Annotated in this window: 24 protein-coding genes; 18 read left to right on the top strand and 6 right to left on the bottom strand. The window is 66.9% G+C overall.

What is annotated here, in order from left to right; genetic code table 11:
• Nucleotides 1-15: 15 nt before the first annotated feature.
• From CAL28_RS18990 to CAL28_RS18970, 5 genes are all read left to right on the top strand, one after another.
• Nucleotides 16-813 (top strand): enoyl-CoA hydratase/isomerase family protein, encoded by a 798-nt coding sequence (locus tag CAL28_RS18990; protein ID WP_094842814.1) that lies wholly within the window; start codon nucleotides 16-18, stop codon nucleotides 811-813.
• Between the two features lie 74 nt (nucleotides 814-887).
• The gene (locus CAL28_RS18985) at nucleotides 888-2,111 is read left to right on the top strand and encodes a CaiB/BaiF CoA transferase family protein (RefSeq protein ID WP_094842813.1); all 1,224 of its coding nucleotides are present in this window, start codon (nucleotides 888-890) and stop codon (nucleotides 2,109-2,111) included.
• Complete coding sequence (locus CAL28_RS18980) at nucleotides 2,108-4,435, top strand: acyl-CoA dehydrogenase (RefSeq protein ID WP_094842812.1); 2,328 nt, start codon at nucleotides 2,108-2,110, stop codon at nucleotides 4,433-4,435. The genes CAL28_RS18985 and CAL28_RS18980 overlap by 4 nt, the downstream gene beginning before the upstream one ends.
• Nucleotides 4,436-4,469: 34 nt before the next feature.
• Entirely contained in the window at nucleotides 4,470-5,441 is a 972-nt protein-coding gene (locus CAL28_RS18975) for a Bug family tripartite tricarboxylate transporter substrate binding protein (protein WP_094842811.1), read from the top strand.
• 64 nt (nucleotides 5,442-5,505) lie between these two features.
• Entirely contained in the window at nucleotides 5,506-6,468 is a 963-nt protein-coding gene (locus tag CAL28_RS18970; protein ID WP_094842810.1) for a LysR family transcriptional regulator, read from the top strand.
• 15 nt (nucleotides 6,469-6,483) lie between these two features.
• Here the strand turns inward: CAL28_RS18970 and CAL28_RS18965 are convergent, their stop codons facing one another.
• From CAL28_RS18965 to CAL28_RS18940, 6 genes are all read right to left on the bottom strand, one after another.
• Nucleotides 6,484-7,404 carry an amidohydrolase family protein gene (locus tag CAL28_RS18965; RefSeq protein ID WP_094842809.1) on the bottom strand — a complete coding sequence of 307 codons (921 nt, stop codon included), beginning with the start codon at nucleotides 7,402-7,404 and terminating at the stop codon, nucleotides 6,484-6,486.
• The gene (locus CAL28_RS18960) at nucleotides 7,401-8,012 is read right to left on the bottom strand and encodes a carboxymuconolactone decarboxylase family protein (RefSeq protein WP_094842808.1); all 612 of its coding nucleotides are present in this window, start codon (nucleotides 8,010-8,012) and stop codon (nucleotides 7,401-7,403) included. The genes CAL28_RS18965 and CAL28_RS18960 overlap by 4 nt, the downstream gene beginning before the upstream one ends.
• Nucleotides 8,013-8,029: 17 nt before the next feature.
• A complete protein-coding gene (locus CAL28_RS18955; protein ID WP_094842807.1) occupies nucleotides 8,030-8,647 on the bottom strand; it encodes a glutathione S-transferase family protein in 618 nt (205 codons plus the stop codon).
• 33 nt (nucleotides 8,648-8,680) lie between these two features.
• The gene (locus CAL28_RS18950; protein WP_094844712.1) at nucleotides 8,681-9,325 is read right to left on the bottom strand and encodes a flavin reductase family protein; all 645 of its coding nucleotides are present in this window, start codon (nucleotides 9,323-9,325) and stop codon (nucleotides 8,681-8,683) included.
• A 73-nt stretch (nucleotides 9,326-9,398) separates the two neighbouring features.
• Nucleotides 9,399-10,379 carry a tripartite tricarboxylate transporter substrate binding protein gene (locus CAL28_RS18945; RefSeq protein ID WP_440588402.1) on the bottom strand — a complete coding sequence of 327 codons (981 nt, stop codon included), beginning with the start codon at nucleotides 10,377-10,379 and terminating at the stop codon, nucleotides 9,399-9,401.
• Nucleotides 10,380-10,526: 147 nt separating this feature from the next.
• Nucleotides 10,527-11,483, bottom strand: a complete 957-nt coding sequence (locus tag CAL28_RS18940; protein ID WP_094842806.1) for a LysR family transcriptional regulator — start codon at nucleotides 11,481-11,483, stop codon at nucleotides 10,527-10,529.
• Nucleotides 11,484-11,783: 300 nt separating this feature from the next.
• Here CAL28_RS18940 and CAL28_RS18935 point away from each other — a divergent pair, with 300 nt between their 5' ends.
• The 13 genes from CAL28_RS18935 to CAL28_RS18875 all read left to right on the top strand — a co-directional run bounded on the left by CAL28_RS18935 (nucleotide 11,784) and on the right by CAL28_RS18875 (nucleotide 25,029).
• On the top strand, nucleotides 11,784-13,013 hold the full coding sequence (locus CAL28_RS18935) for an alpha-hydroxy acid oxidase (protein WP_094842805.1): 1,230 nt from the start codon (nucleotides 11,784-11,786) through the stop codon (nucleotides 13,011-13,013).
• Nucleotides 13,014-13,053: 40 nt separating this feature from the next.
• Nucleotides 13,054-14,037 (top strand): tripartite tricarboxylate transporter substrate binding protein, encoded by a 984-nt coding sequence (locus CAL28_RS18930; protein ID WP_094842804.1) that lies wholly within the window; start codon nucleotides 13,054-13,056, stop codon nucleotides 14,035-14,037.
• Between the two features lie 212 nt (nucleotides 14,038-14,249).
• Entirely contained in the window at nucleotides 14,250-14,966 is a 717-nt protein-coding gene (locus tag CAL28_RS18925; RefSeq protein ID WP_094842803.1) for an SDR family oxidoreductase, read from the top strand.
• Nucleotides 14,967-15,015: 49 nt separating this feature from the next.
• Nucleotides 15,016-16,386 (top strand): DNA repair protein RadA, encoded by a 1,371-nt coding sequence (gene radA, locus CAL28_RS18920; RefSeq protein ID WP_094842802.1) that lies wholly within the window; start codon nucleotides 15,016-15,018, stop codon nucleotides 16,384-16,386.
• Nucleotides 16,387-16,626: 240 nt separating this feature from the next.
• Nucleotides 16,627-16,830: a hypothetical protein gene (locus tag CAL28_RS18915; RefSeq protein WP_094842801.1), complete on the top strand. Its 204-nt coding sequence runs from the start codon at nucleotides 16,627-16,629 to the stop codon at nucleotides 16,828-16,830.
• Between the two features lie 115 nt (nucleotides 16,831-16,945).
• Nucleotides 16,946-19,498 (top strand): ABC transporter permease, encoded by a 2,553-nt coding sequence (locus tag CAL28_RS18910; protein ID WP_094842800.1) that lies wholly within the window; start codon nucleotides 16,946-16,948, stop codon nucleotides 19,496-19,498.
• A complete protein-coding gene (locus tag CAL28_RS18905) occupies nucleotides 19,495-19,923 on the top strand; it encodes a group II truncated hemoglobin (RefSeq protein ID WP_094842799.1) in 429 nt (142 codons plus the stop codon). Before CAL28_RS18910 ends, CAL28_RS18905 begins: the two co-directional genes overlap by 4 nt.
• A complete protein-coding gene (locus tag CAL28_RS18900) occupies nucleotides 19,913-20,632 on the top strand; it encodes a 3-deoxy-D-manno-octulosonic acid kinase (protein ID WP_094842798.1) in 720 nt (239 codons plus the stop codon). Before CAL28_RS18905 ends, CAL28_RS18900 begins: the two co-directional genes overlap by 11 nt.
• 84 nt (nucleotides 20,633-20,716) lie before the next feature.
• Entirely contained in the window at nucleotides 20,717-21,820 is a 1,104-nt protein-coding gene (locus CAL28_RS18895) for a polyamine ABC transporter substrate-binding protein (RefSeq protein WP_094842797.1), read from the top strand.
• 5 nt (nucleotides 21,821-21,825) lie between these two features.
• Entirely contained in the window at nucleotides 21,826-22,953 is a 1,128-nt protein-coding gene (locus CAL28_RS18890; protein WP_094842796.1) for an ABC transporter ATP-binding protein, read from the top strand.
• Nucleotides 22,950-23,867 (top strand): ABC transporter permease subunit, encoded by a 918-nt coding sequence (locus CAL28_RS18885; protein ID WP_094842795.1) that lies wholly within the window; start codon nucleotides 22,950-22,952, stop codon nucleotides 23,865-23,867. The genes CAL28_RS18890 and CAL28_RS18885 overlap by 4 nt, the downstream gene beginning before the upstream one ends.
• Nucleotides 23,867-24,670: an ABC transporter permease subunit gene (locus CAL28_RS18880; protein ID WP_094842794.1), complete on the top strand. Its 804-nt coding sequence runs from the start codon at nucleotides 23,867-23,869 to the stop codon at nucleotides 24,668-24,670. The genes CAL28_RS18885 and CAL28_RS18880 overlap by 1 nt, the downstream gene beginning before the upstream one ends.
• A 2-nt stretch (nucleotides 24,671-24,672) precedes the next feature.
• Nucleotides 24,673-25,029, top strand: coding sequence for an arsenate reductase (locus tag CAL28_RS18875; protein WP_094842793.1), 357 nt, complete (start codon nucleotides 24,673-24,675; stop codon nucleotides 25,027-25,029).
• The last annotated feature ends 13 nt before the right edge of the window (nucleotides 25,030-25,042 follow it).

Genomic DNA, 25,042 nt, shown 5'->3' with positions numbered 1-25,042 from the left:
AAGGGGGAAACCGCCATGAACATGCCCGAGTCCCTTACCGGCCCCTACACCGCCCTGGATGTCGCCGTACAGGATGGCGTCGCCGTGGTCCTGCTGGCCAATCCGCCGGTGAACGCACTGTCGACCGCGATGATGCTGGAACTGACCTGGCTGCTGGACCGCATCTCCGAGACCCCCGAAGTCCGCGCCGTCGTGCTGTCCGGCCAGGGGAAAACCTTTTGCGCGGGCGCGGACCTGAAGAACCGGGCCGATACGATCCGCGGCCCGGGCGACCTGCCGCAGCATTCGCGCCGTACACGGGAGTGCTTCCACGCCATCCGGGAGTGCGCCAAACCCGTCGTCTGCGCCATCAACGGCCCGGCTTTGGGTGCCGGCCTGGCCATGGTGGCATCGTGCGACATCCTGCTCGCTGCTTCCAGCGCCACGGTCGGTCTGCCGGAGATCAATGTCGGCCTGCTGGGCGGCGGGCGGCACGGCATGCGGCTGTTCAGCCATTCGCGCCTGCGCCGCATGATGTTGACCGGCCTGCGGGTGGACGGCAACGAGCTCTATCGGCTGGGTATCGTCGAGGCCGCGGTGGCGCCCGAGGCATTGATGGGCGAAGCGATGGCGCTGGCGCGCGAGCTGGCGTCCAAGAGCCCGCTGGCGTCGGTGCTGGCCAAGCAGACGCTCAACGCCATAGAGGAAATGAGCCTGCGCGATGGCTATCGCTACGAGCAGGACATGACGGCCGCCATCGCCCGCACCGAGGATGCGCAGGAGGCGCGGCGGGCCTTCCTGGAAAAGCGGCCGCCTGTCTTCAAGGGCCGTTAGGCGCGCACGCGCGACACCCCGGAGGCGAGTGGTTTCGGAGCGGGGGTGAAGCAAAAAAATAGCGAGGAGACATCATGGCAGGAGCGCTCGAGGGTGTGAAAGTGCTGGATCTGAGCCGCGTATTTTCGGGGCCCTGGGCGGCGCAGATGCTGGCCGATTTCGGCGCGGAGGTCATCAAGGTCGAACGGCCCGGACGTGGCGACGACGTACGCCACCAGGGTTATCCGATGCCGGCCGCGGACGGCACGCCCGGCGGCGAGACATCGTCCTTCGTCGCGATGAACCGGGGCAAGCGCTCGTTGACCATCGATATCGCGCGGCCGCGGGGCCAGGATCTCGTGCGCCGCCTGGCGCGCAACGCCGACATTCTCATCGAGAACTTCAAGGCCGGGGACCTGCGGCGCTACGGGCTCGACTATACGTCGCTGGCCGAAGTGAATCCGCGGCTGGTCTATTGCTCGATCACCGGCTTTGGCCAGGATGGTCCGTATAGTCACTTGCCGGGCTACGACCCGATATTCCAGTCGATGAGCGGCCTGATGAGCGTGACGGGCGTGCCCGACGGCGAACCGGGTGCCGGGCCCGTGAAGGCCGGCTATTCCGTGTCGGACCTGACGGCCGGGTTCTATGCCGTATGCGCCATATTGGCCGCCCTGCGCCATCGCGACCAGATCTCGGGGCAGGGCCAGTACATCGATCTGGCCTTGCTCGACGCGCAGATCGCGGCCATGTCCCACATCGGGATGAACTACCTGGCCAGCGGCCGGCTGCCCGCGCGCACGGGATCGTCCTCGCAGATTACCGCGCCGTTCCGCGCCTTTGCCTGCCAGGATGGACACCTGATGTTGGCGGTGGGCAACGACACCCAGTTCCGGAGTTTCTGCGGCGTGATCGGCCTGCCCGCTTTGGGGCAGGATCCGCGCTTTGCCACCAATCCCCTGCGCGCGGCCGCGCAGGCCGAGTTGTCGGCACTGATCGAACCCGCGATGCTCGCTCGCACGGTGGCCGACTGGAATGCCGCGCTGGAGCAGGCCAACGTGCCCTGCGGGCCGATCTATACGCTGGATCAGGTATTCGAGGACCCGCAGGTCAGGCATCGCCAGGTGTTGGGGCGCATGGCGCATCCGCGCCTGGGCAGCATGCCATTCATCCGCAACCCCATCCGCTTTTCCGGCACGCCCATCCAGGCAGGTTTGCCTCCCCCCATGCTGGGCGAACATACCGCCGCGGTGCTGGCCGCCGAGCTGGGCATGAGCGAAGAGGAGATCGCGGGCTTGCGGGCGGAGGGGATCGTATGAGCCGGCCGGATAGCGCGCTGATCGAAGAAATCCGCGATAGCGCTCGCGATTTTCTGCGTCGCCGCGACCAGCGCCGGCGCAAGCGCCAGTCGGCGCCGCCGGACCGAGAGTACTGGGGCGAAATCGCCGAAGCCGGATGGCTGGGCATGAGCGTGCCCGAGGCACTGGGCGGGCTTGGACTGGACTGGCACGCGATGGCGGCGGTCATGGAGGAAGCGGGGCGGGCGCAACTGCCGGAACCTTTGGTGGGCGCCGCCGTGCTGCCGGCGGTCGCGCTGACGCGCCTGGGCGGCGATGGCGCCACTGCCCGCGAGGCCCTGTTGCGCGATATATGCGCGGGCAGGCGTATCGTGGCGCTGGCCTGGCAGGAAACGGAAGGCCAGCTGGAGGCCGGCGAAGCCGCCCCCGCCTTCGGTGTCAACGTCGCGTCGCGCGAGGGCGCCTGCGTACTGAATGGCGAAAAACGCCACGTCATTCCGGGCGATGGCGTGGATGGCTGGCTGGTATCGTGCGACGGCGAACAGGGGCCGGCGCTGTTCTACGTCGCCGCGGATACGCCGGGGGTCAAGGTCACTCCATACGCGCGCGCCGACGGCGCGCGGGCCTGCCACCTGGCATTCGAATCGGTCGTCCTGCCGCCCGAAAACCTGCTGGCGCGGCGCGACGTATTGGAAGCCGTCGATGCCGCGCTGGATGTCGGACGCTTGATGCAGTCGGCCGAGATGATCGGGGCGGCGCGCCAGCTCCTGGCGGACACCGTGATTTATCTGAATACCAGGCAGCAGTTCGGCCGGCAGTTGGCGTCGTTCCAGGCGCTGCAGCACCGGTTGGTGGATGCCGCCATGCAGGTAGAGCTTGCCGCTGCCAGCCTGCTGAACGCGCTGAACAACCTGGCCGATGCCGACAGGACCGCCGTGCGCGCCGCCGCCAGCCGCGTGAAGGCACGCGCGGCGCGCGCCGGGCTGGAGACGGCGCGCCTTGCGGTGCAGTTGCATGGCGCGATCGGCTATACCGAGGAATGCGACGTCAGCCTGTATTTCCGCCACGCGCTGCATCACGCGGCATGGCTGGGCAACGCCACGGCGCACCGGCAACGCTTCGGCGCCCTGGCTCCGGCTGCGCCACCGGAGGAAAGCGCGGACATTTCCCGTGCCGCCGCCGGCGAGGACTTCCCGCGCGATGCCGATTGGAACGCCATGCCGGAAGCCGATTTTCGCGCGATGCTGCGGCGGTTCTTCCGCGCGCATTATCCCGACCGCCTGCGCCACGTACCCTGGCGGCTGCACTGGCACGAGATCGAGGATTGGTACTTCACCCTGGCGCGGCAGGGATGGATCGCGCCATCGTGGCCGCGCGAGCATGGCGGCATGGGGCTGTCGCCCGCGCGCCTGATCGCCTACATCGAGGAAGCCGAACGCTACGGCGTGGCGCGCGCGCCCGACCAGGGGCTGGTGATGCTGGGCCCCATCCTGTTGCGCCATGGCACCCCGGCGCAGCGCGAGCGCTTCCTGCCGGGCATCCTGACCGGCCGGGACGTGTGGGCGCAGGGCTATTCGGAACCCAATGCCGGCTCCGATCTGGCGGCCTTGCGCTGCGAGGCCATCGTCGATGGCGACGCGCTGATCGTCACGGGGCAGAAGACCTGGTCCACGCTGGCACAGGATGCCACGCATATGTTCATGCTGGTGCGCACGGACAAAACCGTGAAGAAGCAGGCGGGCATCAGCTTTCTGCTGGTCGACCTGCGCAGCCAGGGTGTCACCCGCCGTCCGATCCGGACGCTGGCCGGCCACGAGGAGTTCTGCGAGGTGTTCTTCGACCAGGTGCGCGTGCCCCGCGCCAACCTGGTCGGCGAACTGAATGCGGGCTGGGGGATCGCCAAGGAATTGCTGGGCTTCGAGCGCCTGTTCAGCGGCAGCCCGAAGCACGCGAACCACGCCTTGCAGCAAATCTACGGTCGCGCGCGGCAGCGCGGGCTGCTGGCCGATGCGGCGTTCCGCGACCGGCTGGCGGAGCTTCGGCTGGACGCCGCCGACCTGACCGCCATGTACGAAGTCTTTGCCGACATGGCGCGTTCGGGCCAGCCCTTGCCGCCCCAGTTGTCCTTGCTGAAGATATGGGCCACCGAGACGCACGAGCGCCTGGGCGCCTTGCTGGTGCAGTCCGCCGACGAGTACGGCGGCGCCGCCGTGCACGACAGCGATGGCAAGGCCCATGCGCTGGCGCCCTACATCAACGCGCTGGCGGCCACCATCTTCAGCGGGACCAACGAGATACAACGCAACATCTACGCCAAACAGGTACTGGGCCTGGAAGGCGCATAACGAGCGCGGACTCGCGCCATACGGAGACACCTTCATGAAGACATGCCGCGCCTTTGTGGCCGCCACGCTGATCCTGGGCGCGCTATCGGCGGCGACCGCGTCCGCCGCCGCGCCCTGGCCGAGCCAGCCGATACGCCTGATCGTGCCGTATCCGCCCGGCGGCTCGGTGGACAATCTGGCCCGCCTGCTGGCGCCGACGCTGGGACAAAGACTCGGGCAGCCCATCGTCGTGGAAAACAAGGCGGGCGCTTCGGGCACCATAGGCGTGGATGCGACCGTGCGCGCCACGCCGGATGGCACGACCTTCGGTTTCGGCGTTCCCGGGGCCATTTCCGGTCTGCCGCACATCATGAAGGTGCCTTACGACGTCGGCAGCATCCAGTATGTTTCCCTGGTCGCGCGCATACCCGTGGTGTTCGTGGTCAACCCGGCCATTCCGGAAACGACGCTACCGGCTTTCATCGCCGCCGCGAAGAAACATCCCGGCAGCTACAACTACGGCTCGGCAGGCAATCTGACCACCCCGCACCTGGCTGGCGAGCTGCTCAAGCAGCAGGCCGGCATCGACATCATGCACGTCCCGTACAAGGGGGCTGCCCCGGCGATCGCCGGGCTGCTATCGCGGGAAGTGCAGATGTTCCCGGGAGACGCCTCCGGTGTGCTGGGTTTGATCAAGGGCGGCAAGCTGCGCGCGCTGGCGGTGGGCAGCGCGCAGCGTTTCGAGGGACTGCCGGATGTGCCCACCACCGCGGAACTGGGCTTGCCGGGCGTACAGGTCGACTCCAACTATGGCGTGATAGCGCCCACCGGTACGCCCCTCGACATCGTGAACCGCATGGCCGAGGCGATCGCGCAATCGCTGCAGGATCCGGCGCTGCGCCGCAAGATCATCGACCAGGGCGCGGTGCCGCAGGCCACGACGCCGGACGAGTATCGCAAGCTGATGGAATCGGAATCGAAAAAGTGGGGGGAGGTGATACGCCGCGGTAACCTTGGGCTGCAATAGGCCGGATGCCGGAGACCGGCCTGCTGCCGTATAGTGTGTCCGCCTATTCCTGCCCACATCGCCCATGCCTTCCGCCAAAGTCCCGGGTCCCGGCCTGGACCTGACCGCCGATCTGCACAAATGGCGCGCCTTTGTCGCCATCGCCGAGCTGGGCAGCATTACGCGCGCCGCCCTGCACCTGGACCAGGACCAGTCGGTCCTGAGCCGGCGCATCAATGCGCTGGAGCGGGAATGCAATGCGCGCCTGTTCAACCGCACGGGGCGTGGGGTGCATCTATCCGAGGTCGGCGAGCGGCTGTTTCCCCTGGTGCAGGCGCTGCTCGAAGACGCGGAGCGCCTGGAGCTCGAAGTCAACGGCCAGGCGCGCGAGCCGGCCGGCGAGGTGCGGCTGGGGCTGCTGCCCTCCACCGCGCATCCGCTGATCCGGCGCTTGTTTTCGCGGCTGCGCACGCAGTATCCCAAGGTGCATTTGCGGATATTCGAAGGGTCCAGCGGGCAGATCGAGGAATGGCTGACCGACAGCCGTGTGGACATTGCCATCCTGTACCGCTATGCCGAAAAGTGCCCGCCCGGCGAAACCGCGCTGGCCTTCGTGGAGTCCTATCTGGTCGGCGCGGCTGGTGATGCGCGCACCCGCGCGGGCGAAATCCGTTTCGACGAGCTCGACGGGCTGCCCTTCATCCTGCCCGGGGCGCCCAATGGCCTGCGCAATACGCTGGACGGCCTGGCGCGCGCGCGCAAAATCACCATCGCGCCGCTGATCGAGGCCGATTCCCTGCCCTTGATGAAATCCATCGTGCAGCACGAAAACATGTACACGGTGCTGCCGCTGCACGCGGTATGGCAGGAAGTGCAGGAGGGCAGGCTAAGCGTCGCCGCCCTGCGCGATCCGGCGATGGGCCGCATCATTTCGATGGCGTACTCCCGCAGCAAGGGGCCTGGACGCACCGTCATGGAAGTGGCCGGCCAGATCGAGGCCCTGGCCCGTGAAATCGGCGGCGAGGGCGTCTGGCACGTCAGTCCGTGACGGTGCCCGGCGCCGTCATGCGTCGGCGGGCCCTTGGAACCCGTACAGGCGGGCCGGGTTGTCCACCCATACCTTGCGGCGCAGCGCGTCGTCTCCCAGCCATTCCCAGGCCAGGTCCGCCAACGCATCGGCCGCGGGTGCTTTATCGCCCATGCGCACGAAAGGCCAGTCCGAACCCCATAGCACCTGCTCCGGGTTGGCGGCGGCGAAGGCGTCGTGCAGATAGCGGGCATCCGCGTAGTCCGGCGCCGTGCCGACCCGGCACAGCGTCAGCTTCATCCAGATGGCGCCGTCGGCGAGCAGGCCGCGCAGCTGCTGGAACACCGGGTCCAGCGGTCCGCGCGACGGTACCAGGCTGCCCAGGTGATCGATGACCAGGGGCAGCCCGAGGCGCGTTAGCGCCGGCAAATGGCGCGCATATACGTCGCAGGGCGCCCACAATTGGGCATGCAGTCCATGCGCCTTCATGCGCGGCGCCAGCGCCGCGATCTGGTCGAAGCCGACGCTGCCCGGAAAGAGCCTGCCCGCGGGATCGCGAGCTTCGACGAAGCGCAGCCCACGCACGCCGCCGTCGTGCAGCGCGCGCAGGCGTTCGTCGCTGATGTCGGGACCGGCGACTGCCACGCCCCGCAATCGGCCCGATCCTTGTCCTAGGGCATCCAGCAAGGCAGCCGGGTCGGTACCGTAGGGCGCGGGCTGCACCAGCACGCCGCGTTGCGCGCCCAGGGTGTCCAGCATGCGCAGATAGCGGTCGGCCGGCGCGTCCGGCGCCGTGTACGAAGATGGCTGCCGCAACGGAAAGCGATCGTAGGGGCCGAATACATGGCAATGGGCATCGCAGGCTTGCGGCGGCAGCGCATGTCGTGGCCGGCCCGGCATGCGCGGCGCTTGCGTCGTCGCGGGGATATAGGCTCCACCCGTCGGCTCGGTGCTCATGCGCCATCCTTGCGCGCTGGCGGCAGGCGGCTCAACGTGGGTTGGCCGCCTTCGGCGGGTACATCCAGCGGCGCGGTGGCGTCGTCGGGCATGGGGATCTCGTGGGCGTTCAGCGTCATGGAGACCAGCGTGTAGTAGCCGATGACGGCGGTCAGCTCGACCACGCCGGCCACGTCCCAGCATTCGATCGCCCGGGCGTACACGCCCGGCGCGACCTGGCCGGTTTCCTGCAGCTGGCGGGCGAATTCATAGACGAGTGCGTCCTCCGGTGTGTCGAATTCCGGCGCGCGGCGCGCCCGGATGGCTTCCAGTACGGCGGGCGCGATCCCCGCTTCCGCGGCGGCCTGCGCGTGGATATGCCATTCGATCTGGCTGTTCCAGCGGCGTGCGGTCACGACGATGGCCAGCTCGCTGACGCGCGGGGGCAGGCTGGTGCCGTAGCGCAGCAAGGCGCCGAAGGCCTGCCATCGTTCGGCCAGCTCCGGGTTGTGCAGGGCGGCGCGCAGCGGGCCGACCAGCCGGCCGCGCGGGCCCGAGACGATGCGTTCGTAGACGCGTCGCTGTGCTTCGTTCATCGTGTCGGGCGTGGGGAAGGGAATACGGCTCATGTCTCGTCCTTTTCGATTCAGGCCGCCGTGTCGTCGGGCAGGCTGCGCGCCACCGACGGACGCGTGGCGAAGTCCTTGTGCCAGGCCGCCAGGGCGGGATGGCCGTCGCGCCAGGGCAGGTCGGCGAACCGGTAGTCCAGATACGAGAGGGCGCAGCCGACCGCGATCAGGCCCAGGTCGAACGGCGTGGCCCGCAGGGCGGGTCCTTCGGTTTCCAGCGCGGCCAGCACCGCCTTTAGCTTCAGCGCGAAGGCGTCCAGCCAGGCCGGCGTCTGGCGCGCCGCGGGCTTGTTGCGTTCCTGGCGATAGAGCAGCAGCACATCCAGCAGGCCGTCGCCCAGCGCCTGGCGGCGTTCCGCCGTCAGCCGCGCGCGCGGTTCGGCCGGCAGCAGGCCGGCGGCGGCCAGATCGTTCAGGTAGCCACAGATGACACGCGAGTCGTAGATGCTGCTGCCATCGTCCAGTACCAGGGTGGGCAGCTTCAGGAGCGGGTTGTCGGGCAGCAGGTCCAGGTTGGGCTTGTCCATCGCCACCGGCGTCCGCACGCAGCTTACCCGGTCTTCGATGCCGGCCTCGTACAGCACGATCATGACCTTGCGGACGAAGGGGGAACGCGGCGACCAATGCAATTTCATTCTTGTCTCCAGGAAAACCGGTTGCGGCGGCGGTCAATGGCCCTGGGGCGGCCGCACCGCGGGATCGTCGGCGGCATCGGGTGCCGGCATCTGGAACAGATCGCTGGTGCGGGCGTACCAGCCCGCGCCATGCATGCGTCCCAGCAACTGCAACCCCGGCGTATCCACATGGAATCTTTCGGGGTTCAGGATCGCGTCGTCCCGCAGGTACATCGCCACGACGCGCGCCAATACGATAACGCGCTGGGGCGCGGCCTCCAGCGTCTTCCACACCTGGCATTCCAATGCCGCCGGGCTCTGTGCGATGCGCGGCGGCGCGACTCGCAGCGACGGTGCCGTGCCCAGTCCCGCCCGGGTCAACTCATTGACGTCGGCGATGTAGTCCAGGCTGGTGTGGTTCATCTGCTCGGCCAATTCCGCCGAGGCGACGTTGATCACGAACTCGCCGGTGGCCAGGATATTGCGCGACGTGTCCTTCAGTTGCCCGTCGCGCGGCCCGATGCCGAGCGCCACGATCGGCGGATCGCTGCTGACCAGATTGAAGAACGAAAACGGGGCGGCATTCAGCGCGCCGTCGGCCGATAGGGTAACGACCCACGCGATGGGCCGCGGCACGACCACGCTGGACAGCAGCTTGAAGGCGTCCGCTGGGCTTAATGCGCCGAAGTCGTAGTTCACGGCAGCGTGGCCCCCCACGGCCGGCAACAGGGCATGCGGCGCGCGTGACGTGTATCGCCGGCGATCATGGGCGTCATTGCGCAAGCAGGCCCAGCCGGCCCAGCAAGGCCCGCATGTCGGCGCGATCTTTTTCGACATAGGCCTGCGCCTGGTCGGGCGCAAGTGCCATCAGCTCTATGGCCTGGTCTTGCATCACGCGGCGGTAGTCGGGGTCCTCGTTCACCTCGCGCACGGCGCCGCTCAGGCGCTGCACGATGGCCGGCGGCGTACCCGCCGGGGCCGCCAGGCTGTACCAGGTGGCCGATTGCGCCCCGTGTACGCCGGCCTCGTCCAGGGTGGGGACATCGGGCAACAGGGGCGACCTGCTGGCCGAGGCATAAGCCAGCGGGACCAGGCGGCCTTGCCGGATGAATGGCAGGCTGGCCGATAGATTCAGCATGACCATGTCCAATTGTCCGCCCACGGCATCATTGATGGCGGGCGATGCGCCGGGATAGGGGATGTGGTTCAACCTGATGTGCGCCGCCTGCTGGAACAGTTCGGCGCCCAGGTGGGTGGCGCCACCCACGCCGGCCGAGCCGTAGCTGAGCTTGCCGGGCTCGGCGCGCGCGCGGGCAATCAATTCGGCCAGCGTACCGATGCCGCGCTGCGGGTTCACGGCCAGCATGATGGGCTGCACGGCCACCACCGAACAAAAGGCGAAGTCCCGCACACCGTCGTAGGGGGTTTTCTGCATCAGCGGCGTGACGACGTGGCCGGCGGATGTGCCCAGTAGCAGCGTATAACCGTCCGCCTTTGCGCGTGCCACGAAAGCGGTGCCGATCGATGCGCCGCCTCCCGCTTTGTTTTCCACCACCACGGCCTGGCCCAGGCGTTTTTCCAGCGCGCGCGCCAGGCTGCGCGCCACGATATCGGCCGGCCCCCCGGCGGCGTAGGGGTTGACCAGGGTGATGGCATGTTGGGGATACGCGTTCGCTCCGTCCGCGGCCCGGGTGGCAGGGGCCCAGGCGCCCGCCATCGCGAGCGCGGCCAGCAGCGCAAGTGCCGTTCGCAAGTTGCCTCCACGCGTTTTTTGATGTTGTCTCCGTGGGGTGCATGGTATGGGGCGCCGCGCGCGCGAGCTATGCCGGCGCAGGCAAATCAGGTATGCAGGCGGACGCCGCCGCGGTAAACCGGCGTATCGGGCCGTGTATCGGGCCGCTTACGGCGTGATGGCGCCACGCCACACGCCATCCTGGGCGAGCTGCCGAGCCAATTGGATCAGTATCACCCGTGTCGCCAGGCCCGCCGGGGATAACTCGTCGTCCGAAAAGCTGGCCAGCAGGCAGGGGCGGCGCATCGACGTGTCCTCGATCGGTATGGCGCGCAGCAATGCGTCCTCGCCCATGGTTTCGCTTTCCGATGACAGCATGGACAGCACGGCGCCCGGCTGTACGGTCGCGCCCAGGCCCGCGCGGACGGCCCGCATCAGGCTATGCGCCCCTTCGATTTCCAGTACCACGTTGGGCGTCTGGTTCACCGATTGAAAACTGGTGGTAAGCAGGTCGCGCAGGGCATGGCCGTTTCCCGGCATGATCAGGGGCAGATCGCCTATCTGGCTGACCCTTACGCTTTTGGCGGAGGCCAGCGTGGAAGGGAGGGCCGGCAAATCCGTTCGCGCCACCACGAACAGCCGTTCGTCGAGCAGGGGCGTGACGCTCCAGCGCCTGGGGTCATTGGCCTCGAACAGCAGCGCCAGGTCCAGCTGCCGGGAGTTCAGCAAGGCGGCCAGATGGCTGGTGGGCGCCTCGATGATCCTGACCCGGACCGTCGGATAGCGTTCGCGCATCGCCTGCAGAAGCGGCACCGCCAGGACGGCCGCGGTCGTGGTGGCCATGCCGACGCTGACCTGGCCGGAAAACCTGCCCTGTTTCGCCACGGCCGCCGCGATGTCGACCTGCCGCAGAATTACCTGCGCCTGGTGCCAGAAGTCCAGGCCTGCTTCCGTGGGGAATACGCCGGTGGAACGCCGCTGCAGCAGCCGGGTGGCCAGCTCGTTTTCGAGTTGGCTGATTTGCTGGCTCAGTGTCGACGTGGCGATGCCAAGCTCAAGGGCTGCCCGTCCCATGCTGCTGAGTTCGACGACACGGACGAAGGATCGAAGCTGTCTGAGTTCCATGACTGTGGGGAAGGCGTACGCCCATGGCCATCCGTGCAGCGCGGCGAGGCGGCCATGCGGCGATCCGGCCGCGAAAGCATAGCACCCGTGGATTCCGCCGCTTTCGCGCCGGCGCCCTTCGTTTGCGCCAAACGGCCGTTTGGCAGGACCGAATGCGGTTTGCGCGCGGACCCGTCACACTAGGCAAATCGAACGTAACCCAGAAAAAAAGAACCGGCGCCAACGCCTGTCCGGAGACACCAGCAGCTTGGCCTGCGGGGCGGTCGCGGCCAATGCAATTGCGCCAAGCCCGATAAATAAATGGCATCGCAGATCAACCCCAGGGTTTTGCAACGCATTCTTTCCCTCGACGACTTCCAGCGGCAGGCCCATCGCATCCTGCCTGGCGCGGTCTACGAATATGTCGCCGGGGGCACGGAGGACAGGCGCACGCTGAAAGAGAACCGCGCGGTGTTCGACGAGTACCTGCTGGTCACGCGGGTCATGCGCGATGTATCCAAGCGGTCCATCGCCACCGCGCTGTTCGGCGAACAGTGGGCCGCGCCTTTCGGTATCTGCCCCATGGGGCTTTCGGCGCTCGCCGCCTATCGGGGTGACATCGCGCTGGCGCGCGCGGCCAAGGCCTTCCATATTCCCATGATCGTCAGCGGCACTTCGACGATCCGCATGGAAGACGTCATTGCCGTCAATCCGGACGCCTGGTTCCAGGCCTACCTGCCCGGGGACCTGGAGCGCACGACCGCGCTGCTGCAGCGCATAAAGACCGCCGGGTACCGCAATCTGGTGCTGACCTTCGATACCTTTGTCGGGGCAAGCCGGGAAAACCAGGTGCGCGCGGGATTTACCACGCCTTTGCGCCCCAGCCTTTCCCTGGCGTGGGATGGCCTTTCCCATCCGCGCTGGCTGGCGCGGGTTTTCCTGCGGACATTGCTGCGCTCCGGCATGCCGCATTTCGAGAACTCGTTCGCCACGCGGGGCGCGCCCATTATCTCGGCCAATGCCATCCGGGATCATGCCCCGAAGGACCATATGGACTGGGAGCGGTTCTCCATGATCCGGGCTTCCTGGACGGGCAAACTGATCGTCAAGGGACTGCTGCATCCCGAAGACTGCCGCATTGCGCGCGACCGCGGCGCGGACGGCCTGATCGTGTCCAACCATGGCGGGCGCCAGCTCGACGGCAGCCCGTCGGCGGTCCGCATGCTTCCCGCCATCATCGCGGCGCTGGAACAATCCGGCCCGCGGGTTCCCGTCATGGTCGATGGCGGCTTTCGCCGCGGTACGGATGTCGTCAAGGCGCTCGCCCTGGGGGCGGATTTCGTCTTTGTCGGCCGGCCCTTCAATTTCGCCAATGTGGTGGCGGGCGAACCGGGCGTCGCGCATGCGGCCCGGCTGCTCGGCGCCGAAGTATCCCGCGCGCTCGGGATGATGGGCTACAACACCATCGCGGAGCTGGCGCACGCGCGCGCCGATGGTGTGATGATCGATGCCGGCGCCGCCGGCGTGGATGCACGGATTCCTCGCGATTAGAGCGATGGGATATACACATACAACAAAGGAGATGCTGCATATGAAGTTCCCTGGTTCCCTTAAGGTGGCCTTGCTCGGTTTGTCGCTGTTGGCGGGCAGCGCGCACGCGCAGTCCGCGTCCGCGGACAAATATCCGGATCATCCGATCAAACTGGTCGTGGGCTACGCGCCGGGCGGCGGCAACGACGTCGCGGCGCGGCTGCTTGCCAAGGAACTCGCGTCCATCCTGCACGGTTCCATCGTGGTGGAAAACCGGCCGGGCGCGGGGACGAACATCGCGGCGTCGTATGTGGCCAGGTCGGCGCCGGACGGCTATACCCTCTCGCTGTCTTCCACCGCGCTCGCCGTCAACGTTACCTTGTACAAGAAGCTGGACTACGACGCGGTCAAGGATTTCGAGCCGGTCGCCATTTTCGCGGAGGCGCCCAACCTGCTGCTGGTCAATCCCAAGCTGCCGGTCAATTCCGTCGCCGATCTGGTCGCGTACGGCAAGAAGCATCCCGGCAAGCTGAATTTTTCGTCGGCGGGCAGCGGCAGTACCCAGCATCTTGCAGGCGAACTCTTCAAGCAGAAGGGGGGCTTCGAGGCCACGCACGTTCCTTACAAGGGTTCCGCCCCGGCCTTGACGGCCGTCATCGGCGGCGAGGCCGACTTTACCTTCATCAATATTCCCAGCAGCAAGCAACTGATCGAAAGCGGGCAGCTCAAGGCGCTGGCCATTGCAAGCGCCAAGCGTTTTCCCGCGGTGCCCAATATCCCGACCATGGCCGAGCAGGGGATGAACGACATGAACGTCTCGACCTGGTATTCCATCGTGGCGCCTGCCGGCACGCCGCAGCCCATCGTCGACAAGCTGAACAAGGCGGTCAACCAGGCCATGGAGCAGCCGGAGCTGCGCAAGCGGTTCGAGGACCTGGGAATGGCGCCGATGGCGGAATCGCCGGCGTTCTTCAAGAAATTCCTGGCCGACGAAATCGCCCGCTGGCGGACGATCGTCCAGCAGTCGCACGCGTCGGTGGACTGAGCGCGCCGCGCCGGCGTCCGCGGCCCCCGGCCGGGACGCCAGATGGCGCCTACGATGCGGGCCGATCCGGACGCCCGGATCGGCGCCCGCCGCGCCGGCCTATCGGCCCCAAAATGCCCAAGTAACATGTCACGAAAAAGGGCAAGACAGCGCGGCCGGGTTGGTGGTCTACTCGGTGCTTTGCGGTAAGCAGGACGTTGTCGAGGTAGATCATGAAAGATAAATGCGTGCTCGTTACGGGTGCCACCAAGGGAATAGGCTGGGCGTTGACACGTCGCCTGGCGGACATGGGATGCCACGTGGTCGGCATCGCGCGCAACACCGGCGATGTGGACTTTCCGGGCTATCTCTATGCCTGCGATCTGGCGGATGCCGGCAAGACCGAGGAAACGCTGCGCGAGATCCGCGACAAGTTTCCGGTGGATGCGGTCGTCAACAACGTCGGCCTGGTATTGCCCCAGCCGCTCGGGTCCATCGAACTGGCCGCGCTGTACAACGTGCTGGACCTCAACGTCCGTGTGGCCGTGCAGGTGGCCCAGGCCTTCGTCGAATCGATGAAAGTCCGGCGCGCCGGCCGTATCGTCAATGTGGTCAGTCGCGCCATCCACGGCGGACACGAACGCACCAGCTATTCCGCCGCCAAGAACGCCCTGGTGGGCTGTACCCGCACATGGGCGCTGGAACTGGCCGAATACGGCATCACCGTGAACGCCGTATCGCCCGGTCCGATCGAAACCGAACTGTTCCGCGCCAGCCGGCCGGTCGGCAGCGACGCCGAAAAGCGCATCCTGTCCTCCATCCCCATGAAGCGCATCGGCTCGCCGGCCGATGTCGCCGCGGCCATCGCTTTCCTGCTGTCCGACGACGCCGGCTATATCACCGGCCAGGTGCTGGCGGTGGACGGCGGCGGAAGCGTCGCGGGGCGCTAGACTCCACCCGAGGCAGGGCGTGGCCCTGCCTTGCCGGTAAACTGCCGGCATGGCCAAATCCCGAACCGTCTACGTCTGCGCCGAATGTGGCGGCACCAGCCCGAAGTGGCAGGGCAAATGCCCCCATTGCTCGGCCTGGAATACCCTGGAAGAAACCCTGGAGACCGCCGCGCCCGCGGCGGCCGCCACGCATCGCTACGCCCCGTTGGCCGCGTCCAGTCCGGTGCGCAGCCTCGCCGAAATCGAGGCGCGCGAAGTGCCGCGCCAGCCCACCGGCCTGGACGAATTCGATCGGGTACTCGGTGGCGGCCTGGTGGCCGGCGCCGTCGTGCTTATCGGCGGCGACCCCGGCATCGGCAAGTCCACGCTGCTGCTGCAGGCGCTGGCGTCGCTGTCGGAAAGCACCAGCGTGCTGTACGTGACGGGCGAGGAATCCGCCGAGCAGGTAGCCTTGCGCGCGCGCCGCCTGGGCTTGAGCACCGGCAACGTCAACCTGCTGGCCGAAATCCGCCTGGAAGCCATCCAGGCCGCCGTGACCGAGCAAAAGCCGGCCGTGGCGGTGATCGATTCCATCCAGACGCTGTACAGCGGCGAACTGACGGCCGCGCCGGGGTCGGTATCGCAGGTACGCGAATGCGCCGCGCAACTGACGCGGCTGGCCAAGCAGACGGGCATCGCCATCGTCATGATCGGCCACGTCACCAAGGACGGCGCGCTGGCCGGACCGCGCGTGCTTGAACACATCGTCGACACCGTGCTGTATTTCGAAGGGGATACGCATTCGTCCTTCCGCCTGGTTCGCGCTTTCAAGAACCGCTTCGGCGCCGTCAACGAACTGGGTGTGTTCGCCATGACCGACCGCGGCTTGCGCGGCGTGGCCAATCCCTCGGCCCTGTTCCTCTCGCAGCATGATCGGCAGGTCGCGGGTTCCTGCGTGATGGCGACCCAGGAAGGCACGCGGCCGTTGCTGGTGGAAATCCAGGCGCTGGTCGACGGCGTGCAGGGCGCCAACGCGCGCCGCCTGACCGTCGGCCTGGAAAGCAACCGCCTGGCCATGCTGCTGGCGGTGCTGCATCGGCATGCCGGTGTCGTGACCTCGGACCAGGACGTCTTTGTCAACGCCGTGGGCGGTGTGCGCATTACCGAGCCGGCGGCCGATCTGCCCGTGCTGCTGTCCATTATGTCGTCCCTGCGCGATCGTCCCCTGCCGCGCGGCCTGGTCGCCTTCGGCGAGGTGGGCCTGGCCGGCGAAATACGGCCGGCGCCGCGTGGGCAGGAACGCCTGCGCGAGGCGGCCAAGCTGGGTTTCAGCGTGGCCTTGATACCCAAGGCCAACGCGCCGCGGCAGCCGATCGAAGGGCTGGAGGTATGGGCGGTCGATCGCCTCGAGAACGCGCTGGATAGATTGAAGAACGCCTGATTCCGCGCCGCCTGCCGCCCGCAGGGCGCTTGAGAACAGGCAGCCAAAGCTGAAAAAAAGTTGAATGGAATGTGGGCTGCATCCGGCTCAACTATTTCCAAATCGCAGATCATGCAAATTTTTTTACGGGGCATGAAACCTTCGTGACCGTGGCCGCTCCAAGGCAGTACGGAAACACGGCACGTCGCCGTATTTTCGTGGGATGAGGCCACGTGGCCTTGCTTAATCTGGAGTTTTTAAATGACCACTCGCTCCCGTATTGCTGCGTTTTTGTCCGCGTCCACTCTGTGCCTGGGGCTGACCGCCGCGCCGGCTGTTTTCGCTGCCGACGCCGGTACGACCGCCAAGCCGGCGAAGTCGACCACCCACAAGCACAAGGCCAAGTCTCACATGAAGGCGAAGAAGTCGGCGACTCCCGCCACGCCGGCAACGCCCGCCAAGTAAGCCGGGACTTGTTCCCTGCAGGCGAAGCTTCCGCGAGGGAGCTTCGCTTTTTTTTGCCCCGGGAAGGCAAGCCTGTTCCGCGGCGGCAAGCCTACTGTCAGGTTACGATACGCCCATGCACGATACTTCCGCTGCCCGTCTCGGTGCCGCCGTCCCGGCGGCCGCATCCGCCGGCCTGCTTCCCGGTATCCGCCTGGGGGCGCGCACGCTGCTGCGCGATTGGCGCGCGGGCGAGCTTCGCCTCCTGCTGATCGCGCTGATCGTCGCCGTGGCGGCGGTGACCAGCGTCGGATTCCTCGCCGATCGCGTCGGCCGTGCCCTGGAACGGGACGCCGCGCAGATGCTGGGCGGCGACATCGTGCTGGACGCCGACGAACCGATTCCGCCGGCCTTCGAGCGCCAGGCCGTGGACCAGGGGTTGCAATTGGTCCACACCTTCCAGTTCCCCTCCATGGCGTCGGCGGGTCAGGCCGCGCAGCTTGTGTCGCTCAAGGCCGTGGAGTCCGGCTATCCCCTGCGCGGCAGCCTGCGCACGGCGCCCGCGCCCGCGGCCCCGGAAAGCGCCACGCGTGGCATTCCGGAACCGGGCACGGTATGGGTCGATCCGCAGTTGCTGGCCTCGCTGGGCGTGCGGATGGGCGACACGCTCGCGTTGGGCGAGAGCCGGTTTCGCATCGCGCGCGTGGTGACGTACGAACCCGATCGCGGCCTGTCGTTCGTCAACCTGTCGCCTCGGGTGCTGATGCGCGCCGACGAACTGCCGCGTACCGGCTTGATCGCGCCGGGCAGCCGGGTCGATTACGGCTTGCTGGCGGCGGGAGACCCGCAAGCCGTTGCCGCCTATAAGGAATGGTTGGGCCAACGGCTGCAGCGGGGCCAGAAACTGTCCACGGTGGAATCGGGTCGCCCGGAAATCCGCCGCGTGCTGGATCGCGCCCAACGCTTCCTCTCCCTGGTCGCGCTGCTCGCCGTGCTGATTTCCGCGGTGGCCGTTGCCCTGGCCGCGACCCGTTTCATGCTGCGCCATCGTGACGGCATCGCCGTCATGCGCTGCCTGGGCGCCACGCAGGGGCTGATCACGCGGATGCTATCCGCCGAGTTCGTCCTGGTCGGGCTTGCCGGTTCCGTCCTGGGGGGACTCGCGGGCTACGTCGCGCATTTGGGCCTGATCGCCATGCTCGGCCGGATGGTGGGCACGGACCTGCCGGCGCCGTCGTTCGTGCCCGGCGTCCAGGGGCTGGCCACCGGCATGTGGCTGCTGCTCGGTTTCGCCTTGCCGTCGCTGGCGCAATTGCGCCACGTTCCTCCCGCGCGCGTCCTGCGCCGCGACTCGGGCGGCGTGCGCATGGGCAGCGCGCTGGGGTATGCGGTAGGCGCCGCGGGCTTCGCGCTGCTTATCTGGTGGTTTGCCGGCGACGTCCAGCTGGGGGCCGTGGTCGCCGGCGGGTTCCTCGGCGCCTTCGCGGCGTTTGCCCTGGTGACCTGGCTCTGCGTGCAGGCCCTGGGCCGGCTGCGCCGCACGGCAGGCGGCATGCCGGCGTTGCGCTTCGCGCTGGCGGGCGTCGTGCGGCGCCGCGCCGCGACGATTACGCAGGTGTGCGCGCTGTCGATCGGCCTGATGGCGCTGCTGCTGCTGGGCATGACGCGCACCGACCTGATCGCCGGCTGGCAGCGCACGCTGCCGCCGGACGCGCCCAATCGCTTCCTGATCAATATCCAGCCCGACCAGCGCGAACCCGTCGCGGCCACGCTGACCGGTGCCGGCGTCCCCGACGTGGTGCTGTTCCCGATGATCCGCGGCCGTCTCGTGGCGGTGAACGGCCGGGCCGTATCGTCGGCCGACTACACGGACGATCGCGCCCGGCGACTGGTGGACCGCGAGTTCAATCTTTCCTATAGCGACCGCATGCCGTCGTACAACACGCTGGAGGCCGGGCAGTGGATGGAGCCGGACTCGCGCGAGGTTTCGATGGAGGCCGGCATTTCGCGCACGCTGGGCCTGCATATGGGCGACAAGCTCACCTTCGACATCGCGGGCCAGACGGTGGAGGTCACGGTGACCAGCCTGCGCGGCGTGGACTGGGACACCATGCGGGCGAACTTCTTCGCCATGCTGTCGCCCTCGGTGCTGGCCGATGCGCCGCAAAGCTGGATCACCTCGTTCCGGCTGCCGCCGGGACAGTCCGAACTGCTGCCGCGCCTGGTGCAGCGGTTTCCCAACCTGACCGTATTCGACGTCGATGCCATCCTGCGACAACTGCAGGACGTCCTTGACCAGGTCGCGCAGGCAGTGCAGTTGTTGTTCGGGTTTACCCTGGCCGCCGGCGTGCTGGTCCTGACCGCGGCGCTCGCCGCCACGCGCGACGAACGGGTGCGGGAAGCCGCCGTGCTGCGGGCGCTGGGGGCCACGCGCCGCCAACTGGCACGCGCGCAGCGCATCGAATTGCTGGCCGTGGGCGGGCTGGCGGGCGCGCTGGGCGCGGCGGGCGCGGGCGCGGTGGCCTGGGCGCTGTCGCAGCGGGTTTTCGATTTCGACATCACTTTCAGCCTGTGGCCCTGGGTGGCCAGCATTGCCGCGGGCATGCTGGGGGCATGGGCGGGCGGCGCATGGGCGCTGCGCGGCGTGTTGCGCACGCCGCCACTGGTCACCCTGAGAGAAGCAATATGACTACCACCACGCGGGTCGAGCCCGTCTTCGAACCCCTGGATCACAGCCGCACGATATTCGAACAACTGGGTGGGGAAGAGGCGGTGCGCGCCCTGGTCAACCGCTTCTATGACCTGATGGACATGGAAGAAGACCTGGCGGCCTTGCGGGCGGCGCATGGGCCGAGCCTGGACTCGGCACGCGAAAAGCTGTTCCTGTTTCTGTGCGGCTATCTCGGCGGGCCGGACTATTACGTACAGCGCCACGGGCATCCGCGTTTGCGGGCACGCCATCTGCCGTTTTCCATCGGCGAAGCCGAACGCGACCAATGGGTCGCGTGCATGGGCCGCGCCATGCAGGATATGAATGTGCCGCAGCCGTTGATGGACCGGCTGCTGCATGCCTTCTACGGCACGGCTGACTGGATGCGCAACCGTGCCGGCTGACGTGCGTCGACTTGCCTGGGAAGGCGCTCTGCCGGGCGCGATGTGCTATGACGCGCGCAGCGTGCCGGTGCCCGGCCCGGAACTGTTCGATCCCGCCCACTATGGCGCCGCCGCGACGCCGGTCCAGGCCGGCGGCCGCCAGGCCGCCTGGTTCGTGGACGGCGGCTTCGGCCACGGCGTGCTGCGCCATTACCGGCGCGGCGGCATGGTCGCTCGCCTCAGCCGCCAGCGCTATATCTGGCTGGGCGAAGCGCGCACCCGTTGTTTCATGGAGTTCCAGTTGCTGGAGTCCCTGTCGTCGCAGGGCCTTCCCGTGCCGGCGCCGCTGGCCGCCGGCTACTGGCGCGTCGCACCGATGTGCTACGAAGCCGCCATCCTGGTGGCGCGCCTGCCCGACGTGCGCCCGCTGGCCCTGGTGCTGGACCAGCCGGTGTGGGACGTGGCCGCCGACGCGATCGCCCGCATGCACCAGGCCGGTGTCTGGCACGCCGACCTCAACGCTTACAACATCCTGGTGGATGCACGCGGCAAGGCCTGGATCATCGATTTCGATCGCGGCAGGCAAGGAGGCGTCTCGGGCCGCGGCAAACAACGGAACATCGAACGCCTGCGCCGTTCCCTTGAAAAGGTGGCGGGCCGGACGGGGCTGGATTTCTACGAAAAACTGGCCCGCGCCTACCGCGACCGCATGGCGCGGGCGCCGGCCTGACTGGCGACGCAAAACCCATTATTATTTTGCCTTTGCGCGCGGGAAGCCTCCCGCGAAATTCTTCTCGGCAAGGGGCTTGGGATCATGGGGATCAACGCGGGTGTGCGCTTTGCGGCCGGGGCTATGGTGGCGCTCGCGGCGCTGTCGGCGGCCAGGGCGCAAGGAAACGTCGTCAATGTCTACAACTGGGCCGAGTACACCGCGCCCGATACGCTGCCGGGTTTCACGCGCGAAACCGGCATCCAGGTGCGCTACGACACCTATGACAACAACGATACGCTGCAGGCCAAGCTGCTGACCGGCAAGTCCGGCTACGACGTCGTCGTTCCCTCCACGCATTACGCGTCGCGCCAGCTGCAGGGCGGGTTGTTCCAGCCGCTGGACAAATCCAAGATGCCCAATCTCCAATACCTGGATCCCGAAATCATGGCGCTGGTCGCCCAGGTCGACCCGGGCAACAAGTATTTCGTGCCGTGGGGCTACGGCACCAACGGGCTGGGCTACAACGTCACCAAGGTCCGGCAGATCATGGGCAAGGATGCGCCGCTGGACAGCTGGGACATGCTGTTCAAGCCGGAAAACGCCGCCAAGCTGAAGGAATGCGGCATTTCCATGCTGGACGAGGCCGCCCAGGTTTTCCCCGCCGTATTGCATTACATCGGCAAGGACCCGAACAGCAGCAACCCGGACGACTACAAGGCTGCCTTCGAAGTCCTGAAGAAAATCCGGCCGTATATCCGCCAGTTCAGTTCATCGGGCTACATCGACGAAATGGCCTCGGGGGATCTGTGCATGGTGTACGGCTTTTCCGGCGACGTCATGATCGCGCGCGATCGTGCCCAGCAGAACAAGCAGCCCTTCGAGATCAACTACTTCATTCCGCAGGGCGGGGCGCCCGCCTGGTTCGACGTGATGGCCGTGCCCAAGGATGCGCCGCATCCGGAAAACGCGATGAAATTCATCAATTACATCGAAACGCCGCAGGTCCATGCCGCGATCACGAACAAGATGTTCTACCCGAACGCCAATAAGGAAGCGCGCAAATACGTCGTCAAGGCGGTCGCGGACAACCCCATGATTTATCCACCGGCGGATGTGTCCAAGACGCTGTATGTCATCAAGGCGCAGCCTTTCGATATCCTGCGCCTGCAGACGCGCATGTGGGCCGAACTGAAGTCCGGGCGATAAGCATCATGAACGACAGCCGTTACGCGGCCCCCCACGCGGCGGATGCCGACGAGTTCGTTCGCGTCTCCGATCTGGTGAAAATCTTCGGCGATACGGTCGCCGTGCGCTCGGTAAGCCTGTCGGTGCGCCGCAACGAAATCTTCGCCTTGCTCGGCAGCTCCGGCTGCGGAAAGTCGACGCTGCTGCGCATGCTGGCCGGTTTCGAGCAAGCCACCTCCGGACAGGTGCTGCTGGATGGCGAGGACATCACCGACGTGCCGCCGTACCACCGGCCCGTCAACATGATGTTCCAGTCCTACGCCTTGTTCCCGCATATGTCGGTGGAAGCGAATGTCGCTTTCGGGCTCCGGCAGGAAGGCGTGGACCGGGCGGAAATCCATGACCGCGTGTTCGAGGCCCTGAACCTGGTCCAAATGGCAGGGTACTCGCGGCGCAAGCCGCACCAGTTGTCCGGCGGGCAGCAACAGCGCGTGGCGCTGGCCCGCAGCCTCGTCAAGCGCCCCAAGCTGCTGCTGCTGGACGAACCCATGTCGGCGCTGGACAAGCAGATCCGCCAGGCCACGCAGATCGAACTGGTGCGCATCCTGGAGCAGGTCGGCGTCACCTGCATCATGGTCACCCATGACCAGGAAGAAGCCATGACCATGGCGCATCGCCTGGCGGTCATGACCGAAGGGCAGATCGTGCAGATCGGCACGCCCCAGGACGTCTACGAATTTCCCAGTTCGCGCTTCGTCTCCGGCTTCATCGGCAGTACCAATCTGTTCCCCGGCACCATCGTCGTCGACGAGCCCGACCACGTCGCCATCGAATCCGACCAGTTATCGCGCCAACTTTACGTCAGCCATGGCGTCAGCGAACCGCTGGGTATGCAGGTCTATGTTTCGATACGGCCGGAACGCATCGTGGTCTCGCGCGAGCAGCCGGAAAGCATCTACAACTGGGCGCACGGCGCGGTCGTGCACATGGCCTGGATGGGTAGCTATGCGCTGTATCACATCCGCCTGGATTCCGGCATGACGGTAGAGGCCACCGTGCCGCGCCGCGTCTTCGCCCAGGACACGGCGCCCGCGGTTCACGAGGAAGTCTACGTGAGCTGGGATGCCGACAGCGCGACGGTGCTGCCGTCATGAATATCGCGCCGCTGCGCCGCCTGCTGCCGTCGTCGCGCACGCTGGCCATCGTGCCGCCGTTCGCCTGGCTGGCGCTGTTCCTGCTGGTGCCTTTCCTGCTGGTGCTGAAGATCAGCCTCGCGGACCTGCAATTCGGCGTGCCGCCCTACACGCCGCTGGTCCAGCTGAAGGACGAAGCGCTGAATCTCAGCCTGCACCTGCGCGGCTATGCGCTGCTGTTCACCGACAGCCTCTACCTGGCCACGTACCTCAGCTCCGTCAAGATCGCCGCCATCAGTACCGTCTGCTGCATCCTGATCGGCTACCCCATGGCGTACTACATCGCGCGCTCGGCGCCGGCCACGCGCAACCTGCTGCTGCTGGGCGTGATCCTGCCGTTCTGGACGTCCCTGCTGCTGCGCGTGTATGCCTGGGTCGGCATCCTGCGCAACGATGGCCTGCTCAACAAGCTGCTGCTGGCGCTGGGCATCATCTCTCAGCCGCTGGAAATCTACCGCACCGATCTGGCCGTCTATATCGGCATGGTGTATTCGTACCTGCCGTTTTTCATCCTGCCCCTCTACGCCAATCTGGTCAAACTGGACCTGCGCCTGCTGGAGGCCGCCTACGACCTGGGTGCGCGGCCGTGGCAGGCCTTCTGGCAGATTACCGTGCCGCTGTCGCGGCCCGGCGTTATCGCCGGCGCCATGCTGGTCTTCATCCCCGCGGTGGGCGAATACGTCATACCAGAAATGCTGGGCGGCGCCAACACGCTGATGATGGGACGCGTCATGTGGAGCGAATTCTTCAATAATGCGGACTGGCCCATGGCGGCGGCGGTGACCTGCGTCATGGTCCTGCTGCTCCTGGTTCCGCTGGCGCTGTTCCAGTACAACCAGGTCAGGCAGGTCCAGCCCGGCAGGGAGTCCCGGTAATGACAGGGCCTCATCGCGGCATGCGCGCGCTGGCCCTGGGGCTGGGCTTCGCCTTCCTGTACATCCCCATCCTCAGCCTGGTGGTGTTTTCGTTCAACGATTCGCCGCTCGTCACGTCCTGGTCCGGCTTCTCGTTCAAGTGGTACGGATCGCTCTTCCACGACGACGCGCTGCTCAGCGCCGCATGGCTGTCATTCCGCGTGGCCGCCATGGCGGCCACGGCGGCTACCGTCATCGGCACGTGGGCGGGCTATGTGCTGGCCCGCATGGGCCGGTTCCGCGGGTTTTCGCTATACGTCGGCATGCTGAGCGCGCCGCTGGTCATACCGGAAGTCGTCATCGGTATTTCGCTGCTGCTGATGTTCGTCGAGGTGCGCAGCACGATAGGCTGGCCGGAAAACGGCATCTTCACCATCTGGGTCGGGCATACGACCTTCTGCATGGCTTTCGTCGCCGTCATCATCCAGTCGCGGGTGCGCGACCTGGACCGTTCCCTGGAAGAGGCGGCGCTGGACCTGGGCGCCACGCCGCTCAAGGTGTTTTTTTCCATCACGCTGCCGCTGATCGCGCCGGCGCTCGCATCGGCGTGGCTGCTGTCCTTCACGCTGTCGCTGGACGACGTGATCCTGTCGTCCTTCCTGTCCGGGCCCGGCTACACCACCTTGCCGATCGAGGTCTTCTCGCGCGTGCGCCTGGGCCTGAAGCCAGAGGTCAATGCGCTGGCGGCAATTTTCATTCTTATCGTCGGCATCTGCGTCGTGGTGGCGAACCGCCTGCAGCGCCGGACGTCGACAGGGAGTTGACCATGAGCCCGACCATTCTCTACGGCCTCAAGCAATGCAGCACCTGCGTCAAGGCGCGCACCTGGCTGGACGAACACGGGGTCAAGCACGAATTCGTCGATTACCGCGACCAGCCCGTGCCCGCCGCGACACTGAAGGAATGGGCGGGGCAGGTCGGCGGTTGGGAAAAGCTGGTGAACCGCACCTCCATGACCTGGCGTGCCTTGCCGGAGGCGCGCAAGGCCGCCTCGACCGACGGCCAGTGGCAGGCGCTGATCGCCGAGTATCCCGCGCTGGTGCGGCGTCCGGTTACCGTCACGCCCGATGGCGTGGCGACTGTCGGGTTCTCCGAAAAACGCTACGCAGAACGCTTTGCCTGACACCGGCGGGCAT

Origin of the sequence: Bordetella genomosp. 11, assembly GCF_002261215.1 — a bacterium.
Taxonomy (GTDB): domain Bacteria; phylum Pseudomonadota; class Gammaproteobacteria; order Burkholderiales; family Burkholderiaceae_B; genus Bordetella_C.
Note: the sequence above shows the minus strand (reverse complement) of the source record. Positions and strands in the feature narration are given on the sequence as shown.